Source organism: Protaetiibacter larvae (assembly GCF_008365275.1).
Classification (GTDB): Bacteria; Actinomycetota; Actinomycetes; order Actinomycetales; family Microbacteriaceae; genus Homoserinibacter; species Homoserinibacter larvae.
In genome coordinates, this window is the sequence record NZ_CP043504.1 from 137,279 (window position 1) to 160,532 (window position 23,254).

Consider the following 23,254-nt stretch of genomic DNA (forward strand, 5'->3'; position numbering starts at 1 on the left):
TGCACGGTCGACAACGGCGGCTCGATACCCGGCCCATAGGCTGGGGGAACTATGGCTCGCATCACGAAGGTCCTGATCGCCAATCGTGGGGAGATCGCGGTGCGTGTCATCCGCGCCGCCCGCGACGCGGGGATCGCATCCGTCGCCGTCTACGCCGACCAGGACCGCGGGGCTCGCCACGTCGTGCTGGCCGACGAGGCCTTCGCCCTCGACGGCACGACGAGCGCCACCACCTACCTCGTGATCGACAAGCTGCTCGCGATCGCCCGCCGCTCCGGCGCCGACGCGGTGCACCCGGGCTACGGCTTCCTCGCCGAGAACGCCGACTTCGCGCGCGCGGTCATCGGCGCGGGACTCATCTGGATCGGCCCCTCGCCCGAGGCGATCGAGCGCCTCGGCGACAAGGTGTCCGCCCGCCACGTGGCGGAGAAGGTCGGCGCGCCGCTCGCCCCCGGCACCCTCAACCCCGTCGCCGACGCCGACGAGGTGCTCGCCTTCGTCGACCAGGTCGGCCTGCCGGTCGCCATCAAGGCGGCCTTCGGCGGCGGCGGTCGCGGCCTCAAGGTGGCGCGCACCCGCGAGGAGGTGCCCGAGCTGTTCGAGTCGGCCACCCGCGAGGCCGTCGCCGCCTTCGGGCGCGGCGAATGCTTCGTCGAGAAGTACCTCGACAAGCCGCGCCACGTCGAGACCCAGTGCCTCGCGGACGCCGAGGGGAACGTCGTCGTCGTCTCCACGCGCGACTGCTCGCTGCAGCGCCGCCACCAGAAGCTCGTCGAGGAGGCGCCCGCGCCGTTCCTCAGCGCGGAGCAGCGCGAACTGCTCTACAGCTCCTCGAAGGCGATCCTCAAGGAGGTCGGCTACGTCGGCGCGGGCACCTGCGAGTTCCTCATCGGACTCGACGGCACGGTGTCGTTCCTCGAGGTCAACACCCGCCTCCAGGTGGAGCACCCGGTCTCCGAGGAGGTCACCGGCCTCGACCTCGTGCGCGAGCAGTTCCGGATCGCCGAAGGCGGCATCCTGGACTACCCGGACCCCGAGACGCACGGCCACTCGATCGAGTTCCGCATCAACGGCGAGGACCCCGGCCGAGGCTTCCTGCCGACCCCCGGCCCCGTGCAGGCCATCCGCTTCCCCGGCGGCCCCGGCGTGCGCATCGACTCGGGCGTCACGACGGGCGACGTCGTCTCCGGTGCCTTCGACTCGCTGCTCGCCAAGCTCATCGTGACCGGGGCGACCCGCGAGGACGCCATCGAGCGCGCCCGACGCGCCCTCGACGAGTTCGAGGTGGCCGGACTTCCGACCGTCATCCCCTTCCACCGCGCGATCGTCCGGGACCCCGCATTCACCGCCCCGGACGGGCACTTCGGTGTGTACACCCGCTGGATCGAGACCGAGTTCGCGGGCGAGCTCGAGCCGTGGGGCGGCGTGCTCGCCGAGCCGGCGCCCGCCGAGAAGCGTCACGCGGTCGTCGTCGAGGTGGAGGGCAAGCGGGTCGCGGTCTCGCTGCCGACCACGCTGCTGCCGTCCGCGTCCGTCTCCGCCCCCCCGCCTCCGCGGCGCCGCGGAGGCGCGCGTTCGGTGGTCACGGCCACGGGTGATGCCGTGAAGGCGCCCATGCAGGCCACGATCGTGAAGATCGCCGTGGCGGAGGGCGACAAGGTCGTCAAGGGCGACCTCGTGGTGGTGCTCGAGGCCATGAAGATGGAGCAGCCGCTCACCGCCCACAAGGACGGCACGGTCGGCCCGATCGATGCCGCCGTCGGCACCACGGTCTCCGCGGGCCACCTGCTGCTGACGATCGCCGAGTGAACGCGTCGATCACTCCCCAGGTCAGTGTCGTCATCCCCCTGTATCAGGGCGAGCAGCACATCCGTGGAGCACTCGAGTCCGTGGCGGCTCAGGATCTCGCGCCGTGGGAGGTGATCGTCGTCGACGACGGCTCTCGCGACAACGGGCCCGCCATTGCGCGATCCGTTGTCGCGCCCTTCCCGATCACGGTCGTCCCGAGAACCAACGGCGGCCAGGGCGCCGCCCGGAACACGGGGTTCGAGAGGGCGAGCGGCGACTTCGTGGCGCTGCTCGACCAGGACGACCGTTGGTATCCCGACCATCTGCGACGGCTGCTCGCGGCGCTCGAACCCGCTGACGACGCGGTCGCGTGGGTCTTGAGCGACTTCGACGAGGTCGACGCCGAAGGCCGGGTCCGGCAGCCCGCGGTCGTCGCGTCCCGCGGCGAGGTGTTCCCCAAGGATCTCGACGCCGCGATCTCCCAAAGCGTCTTCGCTCTGCCTTCCAGCAGCCTCTTCCGTCGCGATGCGATCCTGGCTGTCGGCGGTTTCGACGAGCGGCTGCGCGGGTACGAAGACGATGATCTCTTCGTCCGGCTCCTGATGGCGGGGAAACGACACCGATACCTGCCCGTGGCGACCACGGCGTACCACGTTCACGGCGAGAACACCTCGACGTCGACCGTATTCCTCACCAGCCGCGAGATCTACGCACGCAAGCTCTTCGCGGGATTCGCCGACGACCCCCGCCGCGCCGAGGCCGTTCGCCGGCGTTTTCGCGCGACGTCGTATCACGACTACTTCACCGCCTTGGCACAGGGCAGGCGAACCCGAGCTCGAGAGGTGGCCGCGTCGCTGCGCGCGATCGAACGCGGAAGACGTGTCCCGATGGGCGACCGATTCCTTCGCGCGCTCTTGCGCTCGACGCGGCTCACGACCCTCGTCCTCAGGATGTCGCGACGGCTCCCCCGGTGGCTCTCCCCGCATTGGCCGAGTGGATTCGCGCTGCACACCTAAGATGATCTGGTGACCTCATCCGCACCACTTCCCGAGCCGGTCTTCGAGGACCTGGCATTTCCGGGCACGAAGCTCGTCAAGCACCGCGTCGTCGCCTACAACAACTCGATCCTCGTCGAAGCGCTTCGCGAAGGATGGTCGGGACTCTATGCGGACTCCATCGAGCACCTCTACTGGATCGTCACCCACCGGGGGGTCCTCCGGGACTGGGGACAGCACGAGTACACGACCGACCGGTACTCCGTCGTCTACGGCGACATCGAGGTCGCCCTCGCCGACGGTCGCGAGGACAGCCCCACCCATGGCCAGGTCATCGTCGTTCCCCTGAGCGCGGAACGAGGCGAAGGGCTTCTCATCCCACCGGGCGTGTGGCACACCTTCCGCACGACGACCGACACGGCGGTCCTCCTCAATGCGAAATCCCCGTCCTACAACCCGGACAACGTCGACAAGGTGAAGAAGCCGATCAACAACTCCTTCGGCTTCACCTGGAGCGACTGAGCAATCAGCTGAGTCCGCGCCGCTCGCGAAGGATGCTGTTCGTGCCCCCGCGCGGCACCCCGGCCAGCAGCGCCGCGTACTCCCAGGGGGCGAGACCCAGGCGCGTCACGATCGCAGCGGTCCGCCGGAAGATGCCGTAGCTGTGCGCACGCATCCATCGACGAATCGGCGTCCACTGGCGGTCCGCGATCGAGATCACCCGACTCGGGTGGAAATCTCCCGGCGGAGGGTCGGATTCGCCCAGCGCTTCGAGCACGTCTCGGTCGCCTGAGGCGACGACATCCTGAAGCAGTCGCTGTTCGTCGTCACGTCGCGACAGGTAGGCGCTCCCTCCGACGATCGACGGAATGATGACGAGCGAGCGGAGAGGCGCGATGCGGATCGTCGCGCCGGCACTCCAGGCTCGATACAGGTACTCCTGCGACGAGACGTATCTGAGCCGCGCGGCGGGCTTCCAGTCCCTCAGGCGACGCGCCAGTCTCGCATCCATCAGCCAGCTCGACGCCTGGTAGGCCACTCCGCCGCACAGCACGAATTCCTCACCGAGGTCGGGAAGCTCGACACGCCCCTCCCAAGCGCCCTCTGAGCGTCGCAGCTCGCGGACCCGGAACATGCGGGCGATGACGACATCCGCCCCACTCGACACACTCTCATCGACGAGTTGGGCCAGATGATCGGGAAACCAGAGATCGTCGTGGTTCAACCAGGCGATTCGTCGGCCACGGGCCAATCGGATGCCCACCGAATTCGGTCCCGATTGATCCCCCATGTTCACCGGGAGATTCACGAAGCGGATGCGCGGGTCGCGAAAGGAAGCGACCACCTCTTCGGTGTCGTCCGTACAGGCGTCGCCGACGACGAGCAGCTCCCAGTCGTCGACGGTCTGAGCCCGCACACTCTCGATCGCGTGGACGAGCACGTTCGATCGGTTGTACGTCGCCATGATGATCGAGATTGCCGGCACCGGGGTCGAGGGCGCGGCGAACCCACCGAGCTCAGGGAGCTGCCGGGTGTGACGCAGTCGCGCGAGCGATCGTCGCATCAGCCGACGATGTGCATCGCGCGGGCGGCGTCGGTGACCGCTCCCGAAAGCGAGGGGTAGACCGAGAAGGCACGCGCGAGCTGGTCGACGGTGAGGCGGTGCTCCACCGCGAGCGCGATCGGCAGGATGAGGTCGGATGCCTTCGGCGCGACCACGACTCCGCCGATCACGGTGCCGGAGCCGGTGCGCGCGAACAGCTTCACGAAGCCGTCCTTGATGCCCTCCATCTTGGCGCGCGGGTTCGAGGCGAGCGGCAGCTTGTAGATCTCGCCCTGCGCGATCCCCTCCTCGATCTGCTTCTGCGACCAGCCGACCGTCGCCACCTCGGGGTGGGTGAAGATGTTGGAGGTCACGTTGCGCAACTCGGTGGGGGTCACCGCGTCGCCCATCGCGTGATACACCGCGGTGCGGCCCTGCATCGAGGCGACCGAGGCCAGCGGCAGGAAGTCGCTGCAGTCGCCGGCCGCGTAGACCATCGGCATCGAGGTGCGCGCCACGCGGTTCACCCGGATGTGGCCCGAATCGGTGAGCTGCACGCCGGCCTCCTCGAGACCGATGCCGGCGGTGTTCGGGATCGAACCGACCGCGAGCAGGCAGTGCGAGCCCTCCACGGTGCGGCCGTCGGCGAGGGTCACGAGCACGCCGTCGCCCTGGCGCGTCACCGACTCCGCGCGACTCTTCGAGAGCACCGTCATGCCGCCCCGCACGAAGACGTTCTCGATGACGCGCGCGGCATCCGCATCCTCGCCGGGGAGCACCTGGTCACGGCTCGAGATGAGCGTGACCTGCGCGCCGAGGGCGCGGTAGGCGGAGGCGAACTCGGCGCCCGTGACGCCGGAGCCCACCACGATCATGTGCTCGGGCACCTCGTCGAGCGCGTACAGCTGGGTCCAGGTGAGGATGCGCTCGCCGTCGGGCTTCGCGGTCGGGAGCACGCGCGGACTCGCCCCCACGGCAACCACGAGGGTGTCGGCGACGATCTCGTCGAAGTCGACGCGCTTGCCGCCCTTGCCGGTCGAGACCAGGAGCCGGTTGGTGCCGTCGAGCCGCCCGTCGCCCGTCACGATCCGCACGCCCGCCTTGATGAGCTGCGACTTCATGTCCTCGGACTGCTGGCGCGCGAGCAGCAGCAGTCGCTGGTTGACGGCCGCGAGGTTGACCGTCACCTCGGGGCGCACGGCGTGGCCGGATGCACCGCGCGTGAAGAACTGGACGCCGAGATCCGCCGCCTCGCCGACATCCGTCGCCGCACCCGCGGTCGCGATGAGCGACTTCGAGGGCACCACGTCGGTCAGCACGGCCGAGCCGCCGACGCCGGTCCTCTCGACGAGCGTCACCTCGGCTCCGAGCTGGGCGCCCGCGAGGGCCGCCTCGTAGCCGCCCGGTCCCCCTCCGAGGACGGCGATGCGTTGGGTCCGCTCGAACTCGTAGGGCATGGCTCAATTGTCGCGCATAGAGTGAGGGCATGGAGACGCCTCACCCCCTCGACGTGGAGGGGGCAGACCCCTTCGAGATCGCGAGGATCGCCGCGGATCAGCTCGCCGACGCCACAGGCGTCGACCACCACGACATCGCCCTCACCCTCGGATCCGGGTGGGCGAAGGCGGCGGATCTGATCGGCGAGACCGTCGCGACCGTTCCGGCCACCGAGATCCACGGCTTCAGCGCGCCCGCCCTCACCGGCCATGTCGGCACGCTCCGCAGCATCCTGCTGCCGAACGGCAAGCGCGCCCTCGTGATCGGCGCGCGCACCCACTTCTACGAGGGCCACGGGGTGCGCCGGGTGGTGCACTCGGTGCGCACGGCGGCGGCCGCGGGCGCGACCACGATGATCCTCACCAACGGGGCGGGCGGCATCAAGGAGCACTGGACACCCGGCACGCCGGTGCTCATCAGCGACCACATCAACCTCACGGCGGCGTCGCCGCTCGAGGGTGCCACCTTCATCGACCTCACCGACCTCTACTCGCGGCGCCTCCGGGGCATCGCACACGAGGTGCAGCCGGGCCTCGACGAGGGCGTGTACGTGCAGTTCCGCGGACCCCACTACGAGACCCCCGCCGAGGTGCAGTTCGCGAAGACGATCGGCGGCCACATCGTCGGGATGTCGACCGCGCTCGAGGCGATCGCCGCCCGCCAGGCCGGGATGGAGGTGCTGGGCTTCTCGCTCATCACCAACCTCGCGGCGGGCATCTCGCCCGAGCCTCTCAGCCACGCCGAGGTGCTGCAGGCCGGACGCGACGCCGAGCCGGTGATCAGCGAACTGCTCGCCCGCGTGGTGGCGGCGATCTGATGGGCGGCGAGCTCGACCCGGTCGAGGCGGCGCGCGCGTGGGCCGCACAGGATCCGGACGAGGTGACCCGCGCCCAGCTCGAGGCGCTGCTCGCCCGCGTCGACGCGGGCGACCCGGACGCGCGCGCCGAGGTGGGCACCCGCTTCGCGGGGCGGCTCAGCTTCGGGACCGCGGGACTGCGCGGCGAACTCGGTGCGGGGCCGTTGCGCATGAATCGCGTGCTCGTCGCCCAGGCGGCCGCGGGGCTCGCCGCATACCTGCTGTCGCGGGAGGCGCATCCGAGTGTCGTGATCGGCTACGACGGCCGCCTGGGCTCGGAGGTGTTCGCCCGCGACACGGCCGAGCTCATGGCCGGCGCCGGGGTGCGCGCCATCCTGCTGCCGCGGCTGCTGCCGACCCCCGTGCTCGCCTTCGCGGTGCGCGAGCTCGGCACGAGCGCGGGCGTCATGGTGACCGCGAGCCACAACCCGGCCACCGACAACGGCTACAAGGTCTACCTCGGCGGGCCCGACCACGGATCGCAGATCGTGCCGCCCGCCGACGCGCAGATCGAGGCGGAGATCGTGCGCGTGGCATCCGGCTCGATCGCCGAGCTGCCGCGATCCGCCGACTACGAGCTGGCCACGGAGGAGGTGGTCGACGCGTACGTGCGCCGCACCGCCGCCCTCGCCCCGCACCCGCACCCGCTGCGGGTCGTCTACACGGCGATGCACGGGGTGGGCTGGGAGACCGCGCACCGGGTGTTCACGGCGGCGGGCTTCACCGACATCGTCTCGGTCGCACCGCAGCAGGACCCCGATCCCGCCTTCCCGACGGTCGACTTCCCGAATCCCGAGGAGCCGGGAGCGATGGATCTCGCCTTCGCGACCGCGACGGCGGCCGGTGCCGAGCTCGTGATCGCCAACGATCCCGACGCCGACCGGGTCGCCGTGGGCGTGCCCGACGGGGCGGGCGGCTGGCGGCGGCTCTCCGGCAACGAGGTGGGCTGGCTGCTCGGCTGGCGCGCCGTACGACGTCACGCGGCCGAGAACACCGACCACGGCACGCTCGCCTGCTCGCTCGTGAGCTCGCCCGCGCTCGGGGTGGTGGCCCGCAAGGAGGGCCTCGACTTCGCCGAGACGCTCACCGGCTTCAAGTGGATCTCGCGCGTGGGCGACCTCGTCTACGGCTACGAGGAGGCGCTCGGCTACCTCGTCGATCCCGACAAGGTGCGCGACAAGGACGGCATCTCGGCCGCCGTCGCGGTGCTCGCGCTGTTCTCGGAGCTCAAGGCCGACGGCGTCGCGTTCCGCGAGCACGAGGCGGCGTTCGCCGACCGCTACGGCGCCTTCGCCTCCGGGCAGATCTCGATCCGGGTGTCGGAGCTGGCCCGGATCCCGGAGCTCATGGCGCGGCTGCGCGCCCACCCGCCGACCGAGGTGGGCGGCATCCGTGTGGAGCGGATCGACGACTTCGCGGGCGGCTTCGGGGCCTTCCCGCCGAGCGACATCCTGCGCATCTGGCTCGCGGGCGGCTCGCGCGTGATCGTGCGGCCGAGCGGCACCGAGCCGAAGCTCAAGTGCTACCTCGACACCCGCAGCGACGAGGGCACGGTCGCGGAGCGGCAGGCGGCAGCGGATGCCGCGCTCGCCGCGCTCGACGCGGGGATGCGCGGGCTGCTCAGCGGCGAGGATCATTTCTGATCCTCGCGCAGCCCGCGCCGACGGACGTCCCGGCCGTCGGGCTGCTCAGCTAGCCGAGGGCCGCCTCGAGCTTGCGCTGCAGCTCGGCGGTGTCGAAGAAGTTCTCCACGACGATCACATCGGCGAAGGTGCGCCCGATCCGCTCCACGAACTCGGGACCGGTGAGGATCACCTGGGCATCCTCCAGCTCCGCCTCGAGCATGCTCGCGTCGATCGCCACGACCTCCGCCTCGATGCCGAGACGGCTCAGCACGCGTTCGGCGTTCACCTTGAGGATGCCGCTCGTGCCGATCCCCGCACCGCACAGCGTGAGGATCTTCACGCGCCCACCCCGAGGATGCCCCGCACCTCGTCGGCGCTCCTCGCCGCCGCGAGCCGTTCGACCGCATCCGAGTCGTTGAAGATGTTGGCGATCTCGGCCACGAGCTGCAGATGGCGCGCGCTCGAGGCTCCGGCGAGGGCGAGCACCACCCGCACGGGGTCGTTGTGGGGATGGCCGAAGGCGACCGGCTCCGCGAGCGTCACGATCGCGAGGCCGTCGCGCAGCACCGAGCGACCGGGCCGCGCGTGCGCGAGGGCGAGACCGGGGGCGACCACGATGTAGGGACCATGCTCCTCCACCATCCGCACCATGTCGGCTCCGTACCCGTCATCAGTCGCGCCGGATGCCGTGAGCGCGCGCCCCGCCGTCTCGACGGCGTCGCGCCAGTCGCCGGCCGGGGCCGCGAGCACGATGCCGGCATCCGGAAGCCCGGGAAGGGTGGTGGCCTTGTCCATCAGGCGTTGCCGAAGCCGTCTTCGATGAGCTCGACGAGCTCGGCGCGATCCTCGAGCGGGAGGAAGGCCGCCTCGGCCGCATTGAGCTGGAAGGTGAGAAGGTCGTCGAGGTCGTAGCCGAAGGCGTCGACGAGCAGCCCGAGCTCGCGGCTGAGGCTCGTGGCGCTCATCAGACGATTGTCGGTGTTGACCGTCACGCGGAAACCGAGCTGGTAGAGCAGGTCGAAGGGGTGGGCGGTGAGGTCGTCGCCCCAGGCGGCGATCGCGCCGGTCTGCAGGTTCGAGCTCGGGCTCGTCTCGAGCGCGATGCCGCGATCCTTCACCCACTGGGCGAGGTGGCCGAGGCTCACATAGCTCATCTCGTCGTCCTGCGACTCGATCGTGATGTCTTCGGCGATGCGCACCCCGTGCCCGAGACGCAGTGCGCGGCCGTCGACCAGAGCGCCGCGGATCGACTCGACGCCGTCCGCCTCGCCGGCGTGCACGGTCGCGGGGAAGCCCTCTCGGGCCAGCAGGGCGAAGGCGTCGGCGAAGCGGCTCGCGGGGAAGCCCGCCTCGGGGCCGGCGATGTCGAAGCCGACGGCGCCGCGATCGCGGTGGCGCAGCGCCAGCTCGGCGATCTCGCGTCCGCGATCGAGGTGGCGCATGGCGCTGATGAGCTGGCCGACGCGGATGCTTTGTCCCGCGGCATCCGCGGCGTCGACACCCTCATCCAGGCCGAGCTGGACGGCCTCGACGGCCTCGTCGAGGCTGAGGCCGCGGGTCAGGTGCTGCTCGGGGGCCCAGCGGATCTCGCCCCACACGACGCCATCCGCCACGAGGTCCTCGACGAACTCGCGGGCCACGCGGGTGAGTCCTTCGCGGGTCTGCATGACGGCGGTCGTGAGGTCGAAGGTCTTGAGGTATTCGACGAGCGATCCGGAGTCGGACTTCTCGGCGAACCAGGCGGCGAGCGCCGCGTCGTCGGAGGCCGGAAGCGCGAGGCCGATCGGTTCGGCGAGCTCGATGATCGTCTGCGGCCGCAGGCCCCCGTCGAGGTGGTCGTGCAGCGAGACCTTGGGCAGTGTGCGGAGGTCGATGCCCCCCAGGAGAGGCTCGTCGGCCACGGCGTCGCTCATGTCTCCAGCGTAGTCCGCGGCGCCTGCGCGAAACCGAGCCGTAGCTGAACGCCCGCTCCTGAGCTCTCTCCCCGAAAGTACGCACTTCTGGGGTGTTTTCGGCCCCGATCGGCCCAGAAGCTCGTACTTTCGGGGAGATCGCGGGCCTGCTCCTCCCCCCGGCGCGCTGCCATGCCGGAGTCCACACTTCGGGCCTCGCGTCCGAACGGTGACAGCGAAGCTCGTACCTTCGCCGGTCATGGATGATTCACTCCTCGAACCCCTCGGCGACCGGTTTCGTGTCTCCGACGCCGTCAACGCCGGCGCCACCCCTGAGCAGCTCCGCACCCGCACGCTGTATGCGCCGTTCTGGGGGATCCGCTCTCGCATCGAGGTCCGCAACCTCCGCGAACGAGCGGAGGCGTTCATGCCCCGGATGCCCGATCGCGCCTTCTACTTCGGGCCGACCGCCGCCGGGCTGCACGGCATCCCGCTGCCGCCGCGGAAGGTGAGCGATTTGCTGCACATCGGCGTCGTCGCGGGCGAGCGCCGCGTCGATGCCCGCGGTGTCGTCGCACATCACGTCATCATCGATGCGCGAGACGTGATGCTCGTGGACGGCATCCCCGTCACGACCCCCGCCCGGACGTGGTGCGATCTGTCGGCGGGCGGGCTACTACGTCACGAAGTGGTGGCCATCGGGGACCACCTCATCGGCGGTGAGCATCCGCTCGCCACCACCACCGAGCTGCTCGCCGCGCTCGCGCGCTACGAAGGGCGGCGCGGCTCGAAGCTCATGCGCGACGCGCTGCCGGTCCTCAACGGCGACGCCGCGTCCGTTCGGGAGACCTGGCTGCGCGTGCTCATCATCGACGCGGGTCTGCCCGAGCCGGTCGTGCAATGCGTGGTGGTGAACCGCTGGGGTCGGAAGATCGGCCGGTGTGATCTCGGATGGCCGCAGCTGCGCATCGGGATCGAGTACGAGGGCGATCACCACCGCACCGACCGTGAACAGTGGCAATACGACATCCGTCGCTACCGCGAAATGGAGGAGGCGGGGTGGCTGATCATCCGGGTCACCGCTGCGGACTTCGCCGACGCCCCGGCTCGTGACCGGCTGATCCGCCGGCTCCGCTCCGCGATCTCCGCGAGAGTACGTACTTCGGGGGTGAATTGAGCCGTTTCTGGCCCAGAAGTGCGTACTTTCGCGGAGATGGGGTCAGCGGATGCGGGCGGCCACGAGGGGGCGTGCCGGGATGCGGGTGCCCGCGGGCGCGACGGTGTAGGCGCCGTCGAGGGACTCGAGGGCACGGGCGAAGCGGGCGGGGTCGTCGGCGTGCAGGGTGAACAGCGGATCGCCTGCGCGCACCTCGTCGCCGGGCTTCGCGTGCAGGTCGATGCCCGCTGCGTGCACCACGGGGTCCTCCTTGCGGGCACGACCGGCGCCGAGACGCCAGGCGGCGACGCCGAACGACAACGCGTCCTGGGTTGCGAGCACCCCGTCCGTTTCGGCGCGCACGGTGTGCGACTCGCGCGGGGTCGGCAGGGGCGCGTCCGGGTCGCCGCCCTGCGCCGCGATCATGGCCCGCCAGCTGTCCATCGCGCGACCGTCGGCGAGCGCCGCCTCGACGTCGGCGTCGGGGCGCCCCGCGAGCTCGAGCATCTCCCGCGCGAGAGCGACCGTCAGCTCGACGACATCCGACGGCCCGCCGCCCGCGAGCACCTCGACGGATTCGCGGACCTCGTTGGCGTTGCCGATGGCGAGCCCGAGCGGCACGTTCATGTCGGTGAGCAGAGCCCGGGTGGCGACGCCCGCATCGTTGCCGAGTCGCACCATCGTCTCGGCGAGCTCGCGCGCCCGTGCAGGGTCCTTCATGAACGCGCCCGAGCCGAACTTCACGTCGAGCACGAGGGAAGCCGTGCCCTCCGCGATCTTCTTCGACATGATCGAGGAGGCGATGAGCGGGATGGACTCCACCGTGCCGGTGATGTCGCGCAGCGCGTAGAGCTTGCCGTCGGCGGGTGCGAGGTCGGCACCGGCCGCGCAGACGACCGCGCCCACCGAACCCAGCTGGGTCAGGAACTCCTCGTTGCTGAGGCGCGCGCGCCAGCCGGGGATCGACTCGAGCTTGTCGAGGGTGCCCCCGGTGTGTCCGAGGCCGCGGCCCGAGAGCTGCGGAACGGCGACGCCGAACGACGCCACGAGGGGGGCGAGCGGCAGGGTGATCTTGTCGCCCACTCCCCCGGTCGAGTGCTTGTCGGTGGTCGGCTTGCCGACACCCGAGAAGTCGAGCCGCTCCCCGCTCGCGACCATCGCGAGGGTGAGCTCGCGGATCTCGTCGGGGCTCATCCCGTTGAGGAACACGGCCATCGTGAACGCCGACATCTGCTCGTCCGCCACGTAGCCGCGCGTGTACGCGTCGACGAGCCAGCGGATCTGCGCGGCGTCGAGCGCTCCCCCGTCGCGCTTGCGATGGATGAGGTCGACGGTGTCGAAGGGCTCCACCATCAGGACCGGTACTCCTCGAGGGTGCGGGGGCCGAAGGCGTCGGGGATGACCTCGTCGATCGTGCGGATCCCGGAGACCGTCTCCAGCAGCATGCCCTCTGCGGAATGCTCGAAGAGCAGTTGCCGGCAGCGTCCGCACGGCATGAGCGTCTGCCCTTTGCCGTCGACGCAGGTGAAGGCGACGAGGCGCCCGCCGCCGGTCATGTGCAGGCTCGAGACGAGCGCGCATTCGGCGCACAGGGTGAGCCCGTACGAGGCGTTCTCGACGTTGCAGCCCGAGATGATCCGGCCGTCGTCGACGAGCGCCGCCACCCCGACCGGGAAGTGCGAGTACGGCACGTAGGCGTGCTCCAGGGCGGCGTTGGCGGCGGCCCGCAACGCGGCCCAGTCGATCCCGTCGCTCATGACTTCACGTAGGGGACGCCGTCGGCGGCCGGTCCCCGCACCCGGCCGGCGAATCCGGCGACCGCGATGATCGTGACCACATAGGGCAGCATCAGCAGGAACTGGCTCGGGATGGGCGATCCGATGATGCCGAGCAGCGACTGCAGGTTGCGGGTGAACCCGAACAGCAGCGCCGCAGCCGCGGCGTAGAGCGGATGCCAGCGCCCGAAGATGAGCGCGGCGAGCGCGATGAATCCGTTGCCCGCCGTCATCTCGGGGCTGAACGCGCCCACCGAACCGATCGTGAAGTAGGCACCGCCCAGCCCCGCGACGACACCACCGAGCAGCACGCTGAGCAGCCGGGTGCGCGCCACGTTGATGCCGACGGTGTCGGCCGCCTGCGGGTGCTCGCCGACGGCCCGCACCCGCAGCCCCCAGCGGGTGCGGAACAGCGCGATGGTGACGATCGCGAGCACGAGGTACATGAGGTAGACCACGACGGTCTGGTTGAACAGCATCGGCCCGACGAGCGGGATCTGCGACAGTCCGGGGATCGCGATGCGCTCGAACCGCGGCGGCGAGTTGGTGGCCGGGGTAAGCACATTGGAGTGCAGGAAGGTGGTGAGTCCGATCACGAAGACGTTGAGCACCACGCCGACGATGACCTGGTCGACGAGGTAGCGCACCGCGAAGACGGCGAGCACGATGGAGACCGCCGCGCCCGCGATCCCCGCGGCGATGAGGGCGACGAACAGGTTGCCGGTGAGCGTTCCGATGACGGCCGCGCAGAACGCTCCCGAGAGCAGCTGGCCTTCGATGGCGATGTTGACGACGCCCGAGCGCTCGCTCAGCACGCCCGCGAGCGATCCGTAGACGAGCGGCACCGCGAAGGCGAGCGATCCCGCGAGCAGGGCCGGAATCGAGAGCTCCTTGTCGGCGACAGCCCAGATCAGCAGGGCGACGACGGCGACGAGCACATAGCCGACCGCGAGCCCGCGGGGCCGACGGGATCCGCGGATCGCGAAGACGGTCGCGACCGCGGTGATCGCCAGCAGCACGATGCCCGCCGCGATCCCGCTCGCCACGGTGGGCAGGGAGAGCGGCGGCAGCTGCACGAAGTCGCTGCCGGTCGCGAGCAGGAACGCGGAGGAGACCTCTCCCGGGGGCTGCGCCGCTCCGAACAGCCCGAGGAGCACGGCGAGCGCGCCGAGCAGCATGAGCACGGGAGCCGCGTAGCGACGCACGAGGGCGCGGGTGTGCTCTCGCGAGGTCGCGGGGGTGGGCGCGGGTTCGAGGGTCGCCGCGGTCATGCCGCACCTCCCTGCACGACGGGCCGCGGCGCGGGCAGTCGGAAGATGGCGCGCACGAGCGGGGGCGCCGCGAGGAACAGGACGATGAGCGACTGCACGACGAGCACGATGTCGACCGTGATGCCGGTCGAGATCTGCATCTGCCGCGCCCCCGCTCGCAGCGCCCCGAAGAGGAGGCCCGCGGCGAGGACGCCCCCGGGCCGCGACCGCCCGAGCAGGGCGACGGTGATCGCGTCGAAGCCGAGGGACCCCTCGATGCCGTCGCGCAGATCCGTCCCCGTCCCGAGCACCTGGTGGGTGCCGGCGATGGCCACGATGCCTCCGGAGATGAGCATGGTGGCGACGTAGACGCGCCCGACGGCGATCCCCGCCGTGCGGGCCGCGGCCGGGTTGAGCCCGACCGCACGGATCTTGAAGCCGAGGCTCGACCGCGAGAACAGCCACCACATGAACACGACGGCGAGGAGTGCGAGCACGACGCCGAGATGCAGGCGGCCAGTGAGCACGGGGTAGCTCGCGCTCTCGGGGATCGGCGCGCTCACGGGCTGCAGGCTGCCCTCGCCGCGCAGCGGGCCGAGCAGCAGGTATTGGAGCAGCAGGGCGGCGATGTAGTTGAGCATGATCGTCACGATCACCTCGTGCGCCCCGGTGGTGGCCTTCAGCAGTCCCACGATGCCGCCCCAGAGCGCCCCGCCCAGGATGCCGGCCACGACCGCGACCAGCAGGTGGATGCCGGTCGGCAGCGGCCAGCTGACGGCCACCCACGCCGCGAAGGTCGCGCCCGCGATGATCTGGCCGTTGCCGCCGATGTTGAACATGCCGGCCCGGAAGCTGACCGCCACGCCGACGCCGGCCGCGATGAGCGGTGTCGCGTAGGTGAGGGTCTCGGCGATCGAGGCGAAGCCGCCGGGGAACCCGCCGCGCGGGTTGAACACGGCGCCGGCGAACATCGCCGCGTAGGCGCCGCCGACGGCCTGACCGATCGCCTGGAAGGTGTCGCCGGGCCGCGCGAAGAAGTAGCCCGCCGCCTTCTGCACGCCCTCGTCGGTCACCGCGATGAGCACCCCGCCGAGCAGGAACGCGATGACGACCGCCGCGATCGACAGCACGACGTTCCCGGACAGGATGTCGCGCGCGACCCCCGCCCAGTCCCGCGCGGGCCGGGGCGGCGCGACCGGTTCGGGCGCGCTCACGCGGTCACCCCGGTCATGAGGGCGCCGAGCCGCTCGCGCGACGCGTCCGGCGCGACGATGTCGACGATCCTGCCGTGGTACATGACGGCGATGCGATCGGCGAGCGCGACGACCTCGTCGAGCTCGGTGGAGATGACGAGCACGGGAACCCCTTGATCGCGAGCGGCGACGATGCGCTCGTGGACGAACTGGATGGAGCCGACGTCGAGCCCGCGGGTCGGCTGGGCCGCGACGAGCAGCCGCAGCTCGCGACTCAGCTCGCGCGCGAGAACGACCTTCTGCTGGTTGCCGCCCGACAGCTGCCCGACGAGCGCGTCGATGCTCGGGGCACGCACATCGAACTCGACCCGGGCGTCTTCCGCGAAGCGGCGGATCTCGCCGAGGCGCAGGGAGAGGGCACCGCCGAAGGGCGCGCGATCGCTGCGATCGAGCACCATGTTCTCGGCGATCGAGAACTCCTTGACGACCCCGTCGAGGGAGCGGTCCTCCGGCACGTAGCCGACCCCCGCGTCGAGCACGTGCTTGACACTGCGACCCACGAGCGAGCGGCCGTCGAGCTCGATCTCGCCCTCGACGCCGTGCAGCAGGCCGAGAACCGCCGCCGCGAGCTCGGTCTGGCCGTTCCCCTGGACGCCGGCGATCGCCACGATCTCGCCGCGGCGCACCTCGAGGTCGATCCCGTCGAGCACGACGACGCCTGCGGCGTTCCGGTGGCGGAGCCCCCGGATGCAGAGCCCGACCTCACCGGTCTGCGCAGCGTCCTTGGCGACGGTCAGCTCGACGGCCCGCCCCACCATGAGCGCCGCGAGCTCCTCGGAGCTCGCCTGCGGATCGGCCTGGCCGACCACGCGTCCATGCCGGATCACGGTGATGACGTCGGCCACCGCGCGCACCTCGCGCAGCTTGTGGGTGATGAACAGGATGGCGGTGCCCTCGGAGGCGAGCTGCTTCATGATGGCCATGAGCTCGTCGGTCTCCTGCGGGGTGAGCACCGCGCTCGGCTCGTCGAACACGAGCACGCGGGCGTCGCGGCTCAACGCCTTCACGATCTCGACGCGCTGCTGCACACCCACCGGGAGGTCCTCGACGAGCGCATCCGGATCGAGCTCGAAACCGAAGCGGGTGGAGAACTCGCGCACCCGCTCGCGAGCCGCGTCGAGGTCGAGGAATGCGCCGAAGCGCGTGGGCTCGTAGCCGAGCGCGACGTTCTCGGCGACCGTGAACACCGGGACGAGCATGAAGTGCTGGTGCACCATTCCGATGCCCGCCGCGATGGCGTCGCGCGGACTCGCGAACCTGGTGGCCTCGCCGTCGACCAGGATCTCGCCCTCGTCGGGCCGGTACAGCCCGTAGAGCACGTTCATCAGCGTGGACTTGCCGGCACCGTTCTCGCCCAGGATGCAGTGGATCTGGCCGGCCTCCACGCGGAGGTCGATGCGGTCGTTCGCCGTGAACGTGCCGAAGCGCTTGGTGATCCCTCTGAGCTCGAGCGTGCTCACAATGCCCATACAACCATCCGTCTCAGCTCAGGGGAACCGCGGGGGGAGCCGACCGATGTCGACTCCCCCCGCGGCGGGACTCTCCGGGGCTCAGCCCGCGGTGGGCGTTCCGCCCGTCGTGATGACGAGTTCGCCGGAGACGATCTGATCGCGCAGCGCGTCGAGCTCACCCTGCAGCTCGGCGCTCACCGCGTCGGCCTGGTCGTGGAAGTCCGCGAGACCCACCCCGTCGTTCTCCAGGGTGCCGATGTACGGGGTCGCGTCGAAGCTGCCCTCGAATGCCGCCTTGATCGCCTCGAAGGACGAGATCTGGAGGCCCTTCAGCACCGAGGTGAGCAGCAGGCTCTTGTACTCGGCGTGCAGCGGGTTCACGAACCAGTCGGCGTCGACGCCGATGACGAGCACGCCGTCATGCGCGAGCGCCGCGATTCCCGAGCCCTGACCGGTGAGGCCGGCGACCGGGAAGATCACGTCGGCGCCCTGGGCGATGAAGCCCTCGGTGAGGGTCTGGCCCGCGGTGGGCTCCTCGAAGGTGTTGGCGAACACGTCGCCGCCGAGCACCTTCACGCTCGTTCCGTGGGCCGCGTTGTACGCGTCGACGCCCTGGGCGTAGCCCTCCATGAAGATCGTGACCGAGGGGTACGGGTTGCCGCCGTAGGTGGCGACGGTGCCGGTCTTCGAGACGCCGGCCGCGAGGTAGCCCGCGAGGAACGAGGCCTGGCCGGTGTCGAACAGCAGGGGCTTCACATTGTCGAGCGACAGCGGCGAGAAGTCGTCGTTGGACAGCGCCGAGTCGACGAGCGCGAAGTGCTGCTCCGGGTTCTCCTTGGCGAGGTCGCGGGTGGCGGTGGCGAGGTTGAAGCCGACGCTCACGATGATGTCGCAGCCCTCGGAGATGAGGCCCTCGATGTTGGGCACGTACTCCTCCGCAGCCTTCGACTCGACACCCTTGATGGTGACGCCGAGGTCGGACTCCGCCTGAAGCAGGCCCTGGTAGGCGGCCTCGTTGAACGAACCGTCGTGGAAACCGCCGAAGTCGGAGACCATGCAGGCGAGGAAGTCGCTCGCACTCGGCTCGCCCGACGCGTCGGGCGTCTCGTCGGGCGCGGCGGCGCAGCCGCTGAGCACGAGGGCGCTCGCGCCGATGAGGGCGAGGCCGGAGAGGGCCGCCCTGCGGATCGTGAATGTCACTGTGTCCTCCAAGATGTCGCCGGGCGGGATGACCGGCGGATTGCGCTCCACGTTACCTAATGTGACGAGGCGCGAAACGGGCGCCGACGCGCTCGCAACCGAAGAGTTACACAGCCGATCGGGTTCCGAAATGCTCTGGAAATGATCGCGCTCAGATGAGCATCGTCCGTCGGCGCGATCGCGGCTCAGAGCACTTCGTCACGGCCCGAGAGCTTGAGCGCGTCGACCACGTTCTTCACCCGCTGCGCGTTCGCGGTCGTCGTCACGAGCAGCGCGTCCGGGGTGTCGACCACGACGATGTCGCGGACCCCGATGAGCGAGACGATGCGCCCGCTCTGACTCACGACGATGCCGCTCGAGGCGTCCGCGAGCACGCGCGCGTTCTCCCCGAGGATCGAGAGCTCGCTCGCCCGCCCCCCCGAATGCAGCTTGGCCACCGAGGCGAAGTCGCCCACATCGTCCCAGCCGAATCGCCCGGGGATCACGGCGAGCCGTCCCTGCGCCGCGGCCGGCTCGGCGACGGCGTAGTCGATGGCGATCTTGCGCAGCGCAGGCCACAAGCGGTCGACGGCGGGACCGCGGGCCGCCGGGTCGTCCCAGGCGGCGGCGAGCTCCTCGAGCTGCGCGCGCAGCACCGGGTCGAAGCGTCCGATCTCCTCGAGCAGCCGGTCGGCGCGCGCGATGAACATCCCGGCGTTCCACAGGTGCGCCCCGTCGGCGAGATACCTCTGCGCGGTCGCGAGGTCGGGCTTCTCCACGAAGCTCTCGACGAGCAGCGCGTCGCCGGCGCCCTCGACGGCGAGCGCCGAACCGCAATGGATGTAGCCGAAGCCGATCGCCGGCTCGGTCGGGTGGATGCCGATGGTGGCGATGTAGCCGGCGTCGGCGACCGAGATGGCCTGCACGACGGCGGCGCGGAAGACATCCTCGTCGGTGATCACGTGGTCGGCCGCGAACGAGCCGACGATGACGTCCGGCTCGCGCCGCACGAGGATCGCGGCGGCGAGCCCGATCGCGACCGTCGAATCGCGCGGGGCGGCCTCGAGCACGACGTTGCGGTCGACGAGCTCCGGGATCTGCGCCTCGACCGCGGCGCGGTGCGCGCGACCCGTGACGACCATGACGCGCTCGGGTCCGGCGAGCGGGGCGAGGCGCTCCCAGGTGCCGCGCAGCAGCGTGCGGCCCGATCCGGTGAGGTCGTGCAGGAACTTGGGTGCGTCGGCGCGCGAGAGCGGCCAGAGCCGCGAACCGACGCCGCCGGCCGGGATGACGCCGTAGAAGCGTTCGAGGGGCGAAGACATGCCCACAGCCTACGGATCGGAGCGGGGCTCGATGTCTTGACGTCGAGACAGGTGAGGTTCCCCTCACCTGCGACGCGCCGAGGGCGGGCATACACTGGGAGCCGTTCCGACGACGAGCGCATCGCGAGGGAGTAGTGCCGTGACGAGCCAGGCCGCACCACCCGGGGCCCCCGCGGTAACGGTCCCCACCCCCAAGAAGCGCCGCCTCCCCGCGGGCACCCTCTACCGGGGTCGCGAGGGCATGTGGTCGTGGGTGCTGCACCGCATCACGGGCACCGCGATCTTCTTCTTCCTGCTCGTGCACATCCTCGACACCTCGCTCGTGCGGGTGAGCCCCGAGGCCTACAACGCCGTCATCGGCACCTACAAGACGCCCATCATGGGCCTCGGCGAGGCGGCCCTCGTCGCGGCGATCTTCCTGCACGGCTTCAACGGCATCCGCATCATCCTCATCGACTTCTTCCACTGGGGCCCGCGCGCCCAGAAGGTGATGTTCTGGATCGTGATCGTGGCGTGGGCGATCCTCATGGCGGGCTTCCTCCCGGTCCACCTCTCGCACGTGTTCGGAGGCGGCGAATGACCACCGAGATCGCCGCCCCGCGCAGCCCGCACCTGAGCCACCGCCGCCGCTTCAACATCGAGAAGTGGGGCTGGATCTACATGCGCGTCTCGGGCGTGCTGCTGATCGTGCTCATCTCCGGCCACCTCTTCGTGAACCTGCTGACGGGCGAGGGCGTGCGCGCCATCGACTGGGCGTTCGTCGCCGGCAAATGGGCGGACCCGTTCTGGATCGTGTGGGACGCCCTGCTGCTCTGGCTCGCCCTCATCCACGGCGCCAACGGCATGCGCACCCTCATCAACGACTACGCGAGCGGCCGCTTCCGCACCGTGCTGCTCATCGCCCTCGGCGCGGCGACCGCCGTGCTCCTCATCCTGGGAACCCTCGTGCTGACCTTCTTCGACCCCTGCCCGACCGGAGCGCCCGCCGAGCTGCTCCCCGACTTCTGCTCGACGCTCTGATGGGCGCCGCGGGCGGGGTCCTGGAGTTCGTCGACGGCAGCACCGTCGAGGACGGCGCCGTGATCGACGGGGTGCGGTACCACCAGCACGATGTCGTGATCGTCGGCGCGGGAGGCGCCGGGATGCGCGCCGCCATCGAGTCGGCACCGCGCGCGAACACCGCGGTCATCACCAAGCTCTACCCCACCCGCTCGCACACGGGCGCCGCGCAGGGCGGCATGGCGGCGGCGCTCGCCAACGTCGAAGAGGACTCGTGGGAGTGGCACACCTTCGACACGGTGAAGGGCGGCGACTACCTCGTCGACCAGGATGCCGCCGAGATCCTCGCGAAGGAGGCCATCGACGCGGTCCTCGACCTCGAGAACATGGGCCTGCCGTTCAACCGCACCCCCGAGGGCCGCATCGACCAGCGCCGCTTCGGCGGACACACCCGCGACCACGGCAAGGCACCGGTCCGCCGGGCCTGCTACGCGGCCGACCGCACCGGCCACATGATCCTGCAGACGCTGTTCCAGAACTGCGTCAAGCTCGGCGTCAACTTCTACAACGAGTTCTACGCGCTCGACCTCGTGATGACCGAGGTCGACGGTGTCGAGCAGCCCTCCGGCGTGGTCGCCTACGAACTGGCCACCGGCGAGCTGCACGTGTTCCAGGGCAAGTCGATCGTGTTCGCCACGGGCGGCTTCGGGAAGATCTACAAGACCACCTCGAACGCCCACACCCTCACGGGCGACGGCGTCGGCATCATCTGGCGCAAGAAGCTGCCGCTCGAGGACATGGAGTTCTTCCAGTTCCACCCGACCGGCCTCGCCGGCCTCGGCATCCTGCTGACCGAGGGCGCCCGAGGCGAGGGCGCCATCCTGCGCAACGCCTCCGGCGAGCGCTTCATGGAGCGCTACGCCCCCACCATCAAGGATCTGGCGCCGCGCGACATCGTCTCGCGCTGCATGGTGCAGGAGGTCGCGGAGGGCCGCGGCGCCGGCCCGCACAAGGACTACGTGCTGCTGGACTGCACCCACCTCGGCGCCGAGGTGCTCGAGACGAAGCTGCCCGACATCACCGAGTTCGCCCGCACCTACCTGGGGGTCGACCCGGTGTACGAGCCGGTGCCCGTGATGCCGACCGCGCACTATGCGATGGGCGGCATCCCCACCAACGTCAAGGCGGAGGTGCTGCGCGACAACGACACCGTCGTGCCGGGCCTCTACGCCGCCGGCGAGTGCGCGTGCGTCTCGGTGCACGGCTCCAACCGCCTCGGCACCAACTCGCTGCTCGACATCAACGTGTTCGGCAAGCGGGCCGGCAACAACGCCGTCGACTACGCGGACACCGTGGGCTTCACCCCGCTGCCCGCGGATCCGGCCGCCTTCGTGCGCGAGCTGGTCGAGAGCCTGCGCGACTCGAAGGGCACCGAGCGCATCGCCGCGCTCCGCAAGGAGCTGCAGGAGGAGATGGACCGCAACGCCCAGGTGTTCCGCACCGACGAGTCGCTCGAGAAGGTCACCCAGACCATCCACAGCCTCCGCGAGCGCTACAAGAACGTGTCGATCCAGGACAAGGGACACCGCTTCAACACCGACCTGCTCGAGGCGATCGAGCTGGGCTTCCTGCTCGACCTCGCGGAGGTCGTGGTGTTCTCGGCGCGCAACCGCAAGGAGAGCCGCGGCGGGCACATGCGCGACGACTTCCCGAAGCGCGACGACGAGAGCTACATGAGGCACACCATGGCGTACCTCACGGGCGACCCGCACTCGGCGGACGCCGCCGACCACATCACGCTCGACTGGAAACCGGTCGTCGTCACCAACTACCAGCCGATGGAGAGGAAGTACTGATGGCCGCCGTTCTCGAGGCCGTTGACGCCACCGAGGTGCAGCCCGTCGCGAGCGGGAGCGCGGAGGCGCCCATCCAGGCCTTCACGGTGACCCTCATCATCCGCCGTTACGACCCCGAGAAGGACGCCGAGCCGTACTGGCAGGACTTCGACGTGGAGCTGTACGCGACCGATCGCATCCTCGACGCCCTGCACAAGATCAAGTGGGAGGTCGACGGCTCGCTCACCTTCCGCCGCTCCTGCGCGCACGGCATCTGCGGCTCGGACGCGATGCGCATCAACGGCCGCAACCGGCTCGCCTGCAAGACCCTCATCAAGGACCTCGACATCACGAAGCCCATCTACGTGGAGGCCATCAAGGGCCTGCCGCTCGAGAAGGACCTCATCGTCGACATGGAGCCGTTCTTCGCCTCCTACCGCGAGGTGCAGCCGTTCCTCATCTCGAGCACCAAGCCGAAGGACGGCAAGGAGCGCATCCAGTCGGTCGCCCAGCGCGAGCGCTTCGACGACACCACCAAGTGCATCCTGTGCGCCGCGTGCACCTCCTCGTGCCCGGTGTTCTGGACCGACGGCCAGTACTTCGGCCCGGCCGCGATCGTCAACGCGCACCGCTTCATCTTCGACTCGCGCGACGAGGCCGCGAACGTGCGCCTCGACATCCTCAACGACAAGGAGGGCGTGTGGCGCTGCCGCACGACCTTCAACTGCACGGAGGCCTGCCCGCGCGGCATCGAGGTGACGAAGGCGATCGCCGAGGTCAAGCAGGCCGTGCTGCGCGGCAAGCCCGACATCCCGAAGAAGTAGCCGCACGCCGCTAG

22 protein-coding genes are annotated in these 23,254 nt (G+C 70.3%); 10 read left to right on the forward strand and 12 right to left on the reverse strand.

Translation table 11 applies throughout. The annotated features are described in order from the left end of the window. Nucleotides 1-51: 51 nt before the first annotated feature. Genes FLP23_RS00585 through FLP23_RS00595 form a run of 3 tightly spaced genes read left to right on the forward strand, consistent with a single transcriptional unit; the run spans nt 52 to nt 3,305 of the window. Entirely contained in the window at nt 52-1,809 is a 1,758-nt protein-coding gene (locus tag FLP23_RS00585; protein ID WP_149324087.1) for an acetyl/propionyl/methylcrotonyl-CoA carboxylase subunit alpha, read from the forward strand. Beyond that, on the forward strand, nt 1,806-2,804 hold the full coding sequence (locus FLP23_RS00590) for a glycosyltransferase family 2 protein (protein ID WP_149324088.1): 999 nt from the start codon (nt 1,806-1,808) through the stop codon (nt 2,802-2,804). Before FLP23_RS00585 ends, FLP23_RS00590 begins: the two co-directional genes overlap by 4 nt. Nucleotides 2,805-2,813: 9 nt before the next feature. After that, nucleotides 2,814-3,305 carry a dTDP-4-dehydrorhamnose 3,5-epimerase family protein gene (locus tag FLP23_RS00595; RefSeq protein ID WP_168200338.1) on the forward strand — a complete coding sequence of 164 codons (492 nt, stop codon included), beginning with the start codon at nt 2,814-2,816 and terminating at the stop codon, nt 3,303-3,305. A 4-nt stretch (nt 3,306-3,309) separates the two neighbouring features. Here FLP23_RS00595 and FLP23_RS00600 read toward each other — a convergent pair whose 3' ends face one another. Beyond that, nucleotides 3,310-4,347 carry a glycosyltransferase family 2 protein gene (locus FLP23_RS00600; RefSeq protein ID WP_149324090.1) on the reverse strand — a complete coding sequence of 346 codons (1,038 nt, stop codon included), beginning with the start codon at nt 4,345-4,347 and terminating at the stop codon, nt 3,310-3,312. Next, nucleotides 4,347-5,783 carry an NAD(P)H-quinone dehydrogenase gene (locus FLP23_RS00605; protein ID WP_149324091.1) on the reverse strand — a complete coding sequence of 479 codons (1,437 nt, stop codon included), beginning with the start codon at nt 5,781-5,783 and terminating at the stop codon, nt 4,347-4,349. The genes FLP23_RS00600 and FLP23_RS00605 overlap by 1 nt, the downstream gene beginning before the upstream one ends. A 29-nt stretch (nt 5,784-5,812) precedes the next feature. Between FLP23_RS00605 and FLP23_RS00610 the strand changes: the two genes are divergently transcribed. Further along, nucleotides 5,813-6,640 carry a purine-nucleoside phosphorylase gene (locus tag FLP23_RS00610; RefSeq protein ID WP_149324092.1) on the forward strand — a complete coding sequence of 276 codons (828 nt, stop codon included), beginning with the start codon at nt 5,813-5,815 and terminating at the stop codon, nt 6,638-6,640. After that, the gene (locus tag FLP23_RS00615; protein ID WP_149324093.1) at nt 6,640-8,322 is read left to right on the forward strand and encodes a phospho-sugar mutase; all 1,683 of its coding nucleotides are present in this window, start codon (nt 6,640-6,642) and stop codon (nt 8,320-8,322) included. The genes FLP23_RS00610 and FLP23_RS00615 overlap by 1 nt, the downstream gene beginning before the upstream one ends. A gap of 49 nt (nt 8,323-8,371) precedes the next feature. Here FLP23_RS00615 and FLP23_RS00620 read toward each other — a convergent pair whose 3' ends face one another. From FLP23_RS00620 to FLP23_RS00630, 3 genes are read right to left on the reverse strand one after another with little or no spacing between them, the layout of a single operon-like run. Further along, nucleotides 8,372-8,644 carry a PTS sugar transporter subunit IIB gene (locus FLP23_RS00620; protein ID WP_149324094.1) on the reverse strand — a complete coding sequence of 91 codons (273 nt, stop codon included), beginning with the start codon at nt 8,642-8,644 and terminating at the stop codon, nt 8,372-8,374. Continuing rightward, entirely contained in the window at nt 8,641-9,099 is a 459-nt protein-coding gene (locus FLP23_RS00625; protein ID WP_149324095.1) for a PTS sugar transporter subunit IIA, read from the reverse strand. Before FLP23_RS00625 ends, FLP23_RS00620 begins: the two co-directional genes overlap by 4 nt. Then, nucleotides 9,099-10,217, reverse strand: coding sequence for an adenosine deaminase (locus FLP23_RS00630; protein ID WP_149324096.1), 1,119 nt, complete (start codon nt 10,215-10,217; stop codon nt 9,099-9,101). The genes FLP23_RS00625 and FLP23_RS00630 overlap by 1 nt, the downstream gene beginning before the upstream one ends. A gap of 238 nt (nt 10,218-10,455) precedes the next feature. On the opposite strand from FLP23_RS00630, the gene FLP23_RS00635 reads away from it, so the two are divergent. Beyond that, nucleotides 10,456-11,373, forward strand: a complete 918-nt coding sequence (locus FLP23_RS00635; RefSeq protein WP_149324097.1) for an endonuclease domain-containing protein — start codon at nt 10,456-10,458, stop codon at nt 11,371-11,373. Between the two features lie 42 nt (nt 11,374-11,415). On the opposite strand, the gene FLP23_RS00640 is transcribed toward FLP23_RS00635, so the two are convergent. The 7 genes from FLP23_RS00640 to FLP23_RS00670 form a co-directional block, all read right to left on the reverse strand. After that, a complete protein-coding gene (locus FLP23_RS00640) occupies nt 11,416-12,705 on the reverse strand; it encodes a thymidine phosphorylase (RefSeq protein ID WP_149324098.1) in 1,290 nt (429 codons plus the stop codon). Next, on the reverse strand, nt 12,705-13,109 hold the full coding sequence (locus FLP23_RS00645; RefSeq protein ID WP_149324099.1) for a cytidine deaminase: 405 nt from the start codon (nt 13,107-13,109) through the stop codon (nt 12,705-12,707). Before FLP23_RS00645 ends, FLP23_RS00640 begins: the two co-directional genes overlap by 1 nt. Then, a complete protein-coding gene (locus tag FLP23_RS00650) occupies nt 13,106-14,398 on the reverse strand; it encodes an ABC transporter permease (RefSeq protein WP_210413894.1) in 1,293 nt (430 codons plus the stop codon). Before FLP23_RS00650 ends, FLP23_RS00645 begins: the two co-directional genes overlap by 4 nt. After that, entirely contained in the window at nt 14,395-15,591 is a 1,197-nt protein-coding gene (locus FLP23_RS00655; protein ID WP_149324100.1) for an ABC transporter permease, read from the reverse strand. Before FLP23_RS00655 ends, FLP23_RS00650 begins: the two co-directional genes overlap by 4 nt. Then, nucleotides 15,588-17,090 (reverse strand): ABC transporter ATP-binding protein, encoded by a 1,503-nt coding sequence (locus FLP23_RS00660; RefSeq protein WP_246140000.1) that lies wholly within the window; start codon nt 17,088-17,090, stop codon nt 15,588-15,590. Before FLP23_RS00660 ends, FLP23_RS00655 begins: the two co-directional genes overlap by 4 nt. 90 nt (nt 17,091-17,180) lie before the next feature. Next, nucleotides 17,181-18,281 (reverse strand): BMP family lipoprotein, encoded by a 1,101-nt coding sequence (locus FLP23_RS00665; RefSeq protein WP_246140001.1) that lies wholly within the window; start codon nt 18,279-18,281, stop codon nt 17,181-17,183. A gap of 185 nt (nt 18,282-18,466) precedes the next feature. Continuing rightward, nucleotides 18,467-19,582, reverse strand: coding sequence for a mannose-1-phosphate guanylyltransferase (locus tag FLP23_RS00670; RefSeq protein WP_149324102.1), 1,116 nt, complete (start codon nt 19,580-19,582; stop codon nt 18,467-18,469). A 139-nt stretch (nt 19,583-19,721) separates the two neighbouring features. On the opposite strand from FLP23_RS00670, the gene sdhC reads away from it, so the two are divergent. The 4 genes from sdhC to FLP23_RS00690 are packed head-to-tail and all read left to right on the forward strand — an operon-like array spanning nt 19,722 to nt 23,240. Further along, nucleotides 19,722-20,162: a succinate dehydrogenase, cytochrome b556 subunit gene (gene sdhC / locus FLP23_RS00675; protein WP_149324103.1), complete on the forward strand. Its 441-nt coding sequence runs from the start codon at nt 19,722-19,724 to the stop codon at nt 20,160-20,162. Continuing rightward, a complete protein-coding gene (locus FLP23_RS00680) occupies nt 20,159-20,602 on the forward strand; it encodes a succinate dehydrogenase/fumarate reductase transmembrane subunit (protein ID WP_149324104.1) in 444 nt (147 codons plus the stop codon). Before sdhC ends, FLP23_RS00680 begins: the two co-directional genes overlap by 4 nt. Beyond that, nucleotides 20,602-22,437 (forward strand): succinate dehydrogenase flavoprotein subunit, encoded by a 1,836-nt coding sequence (gene sdhA / locus FLP23_RS00685; RefSeq protein ID WP_246140002.1) that lies wholly within the window; start codon nt 20,602-20,604, stop codon nt 22,435-22,437. Before FLP23_RS00680 ends, sdhA begins: the two co-directional genes overlap by 1 nt. Continuing rightward, nucleotides 22,437-23,240, forward strand: a complete 804-nt coding sequence (locus tag FLP23_RS00690) for a succinate dehydrogenase iron-sulfur subunit (RefSeq protein ID WP_246140003.1) — start codon at nt 22,437-22,439, stop codon at nt 23,238-23,240. The genes sdhA and FLP23_RS00690 overlap by 1 nt, the downstream gene beginning before the upstream one ends. The last annotated feature ends 14 nt before the right edge of the window (nt 23,241-23,254 follow it).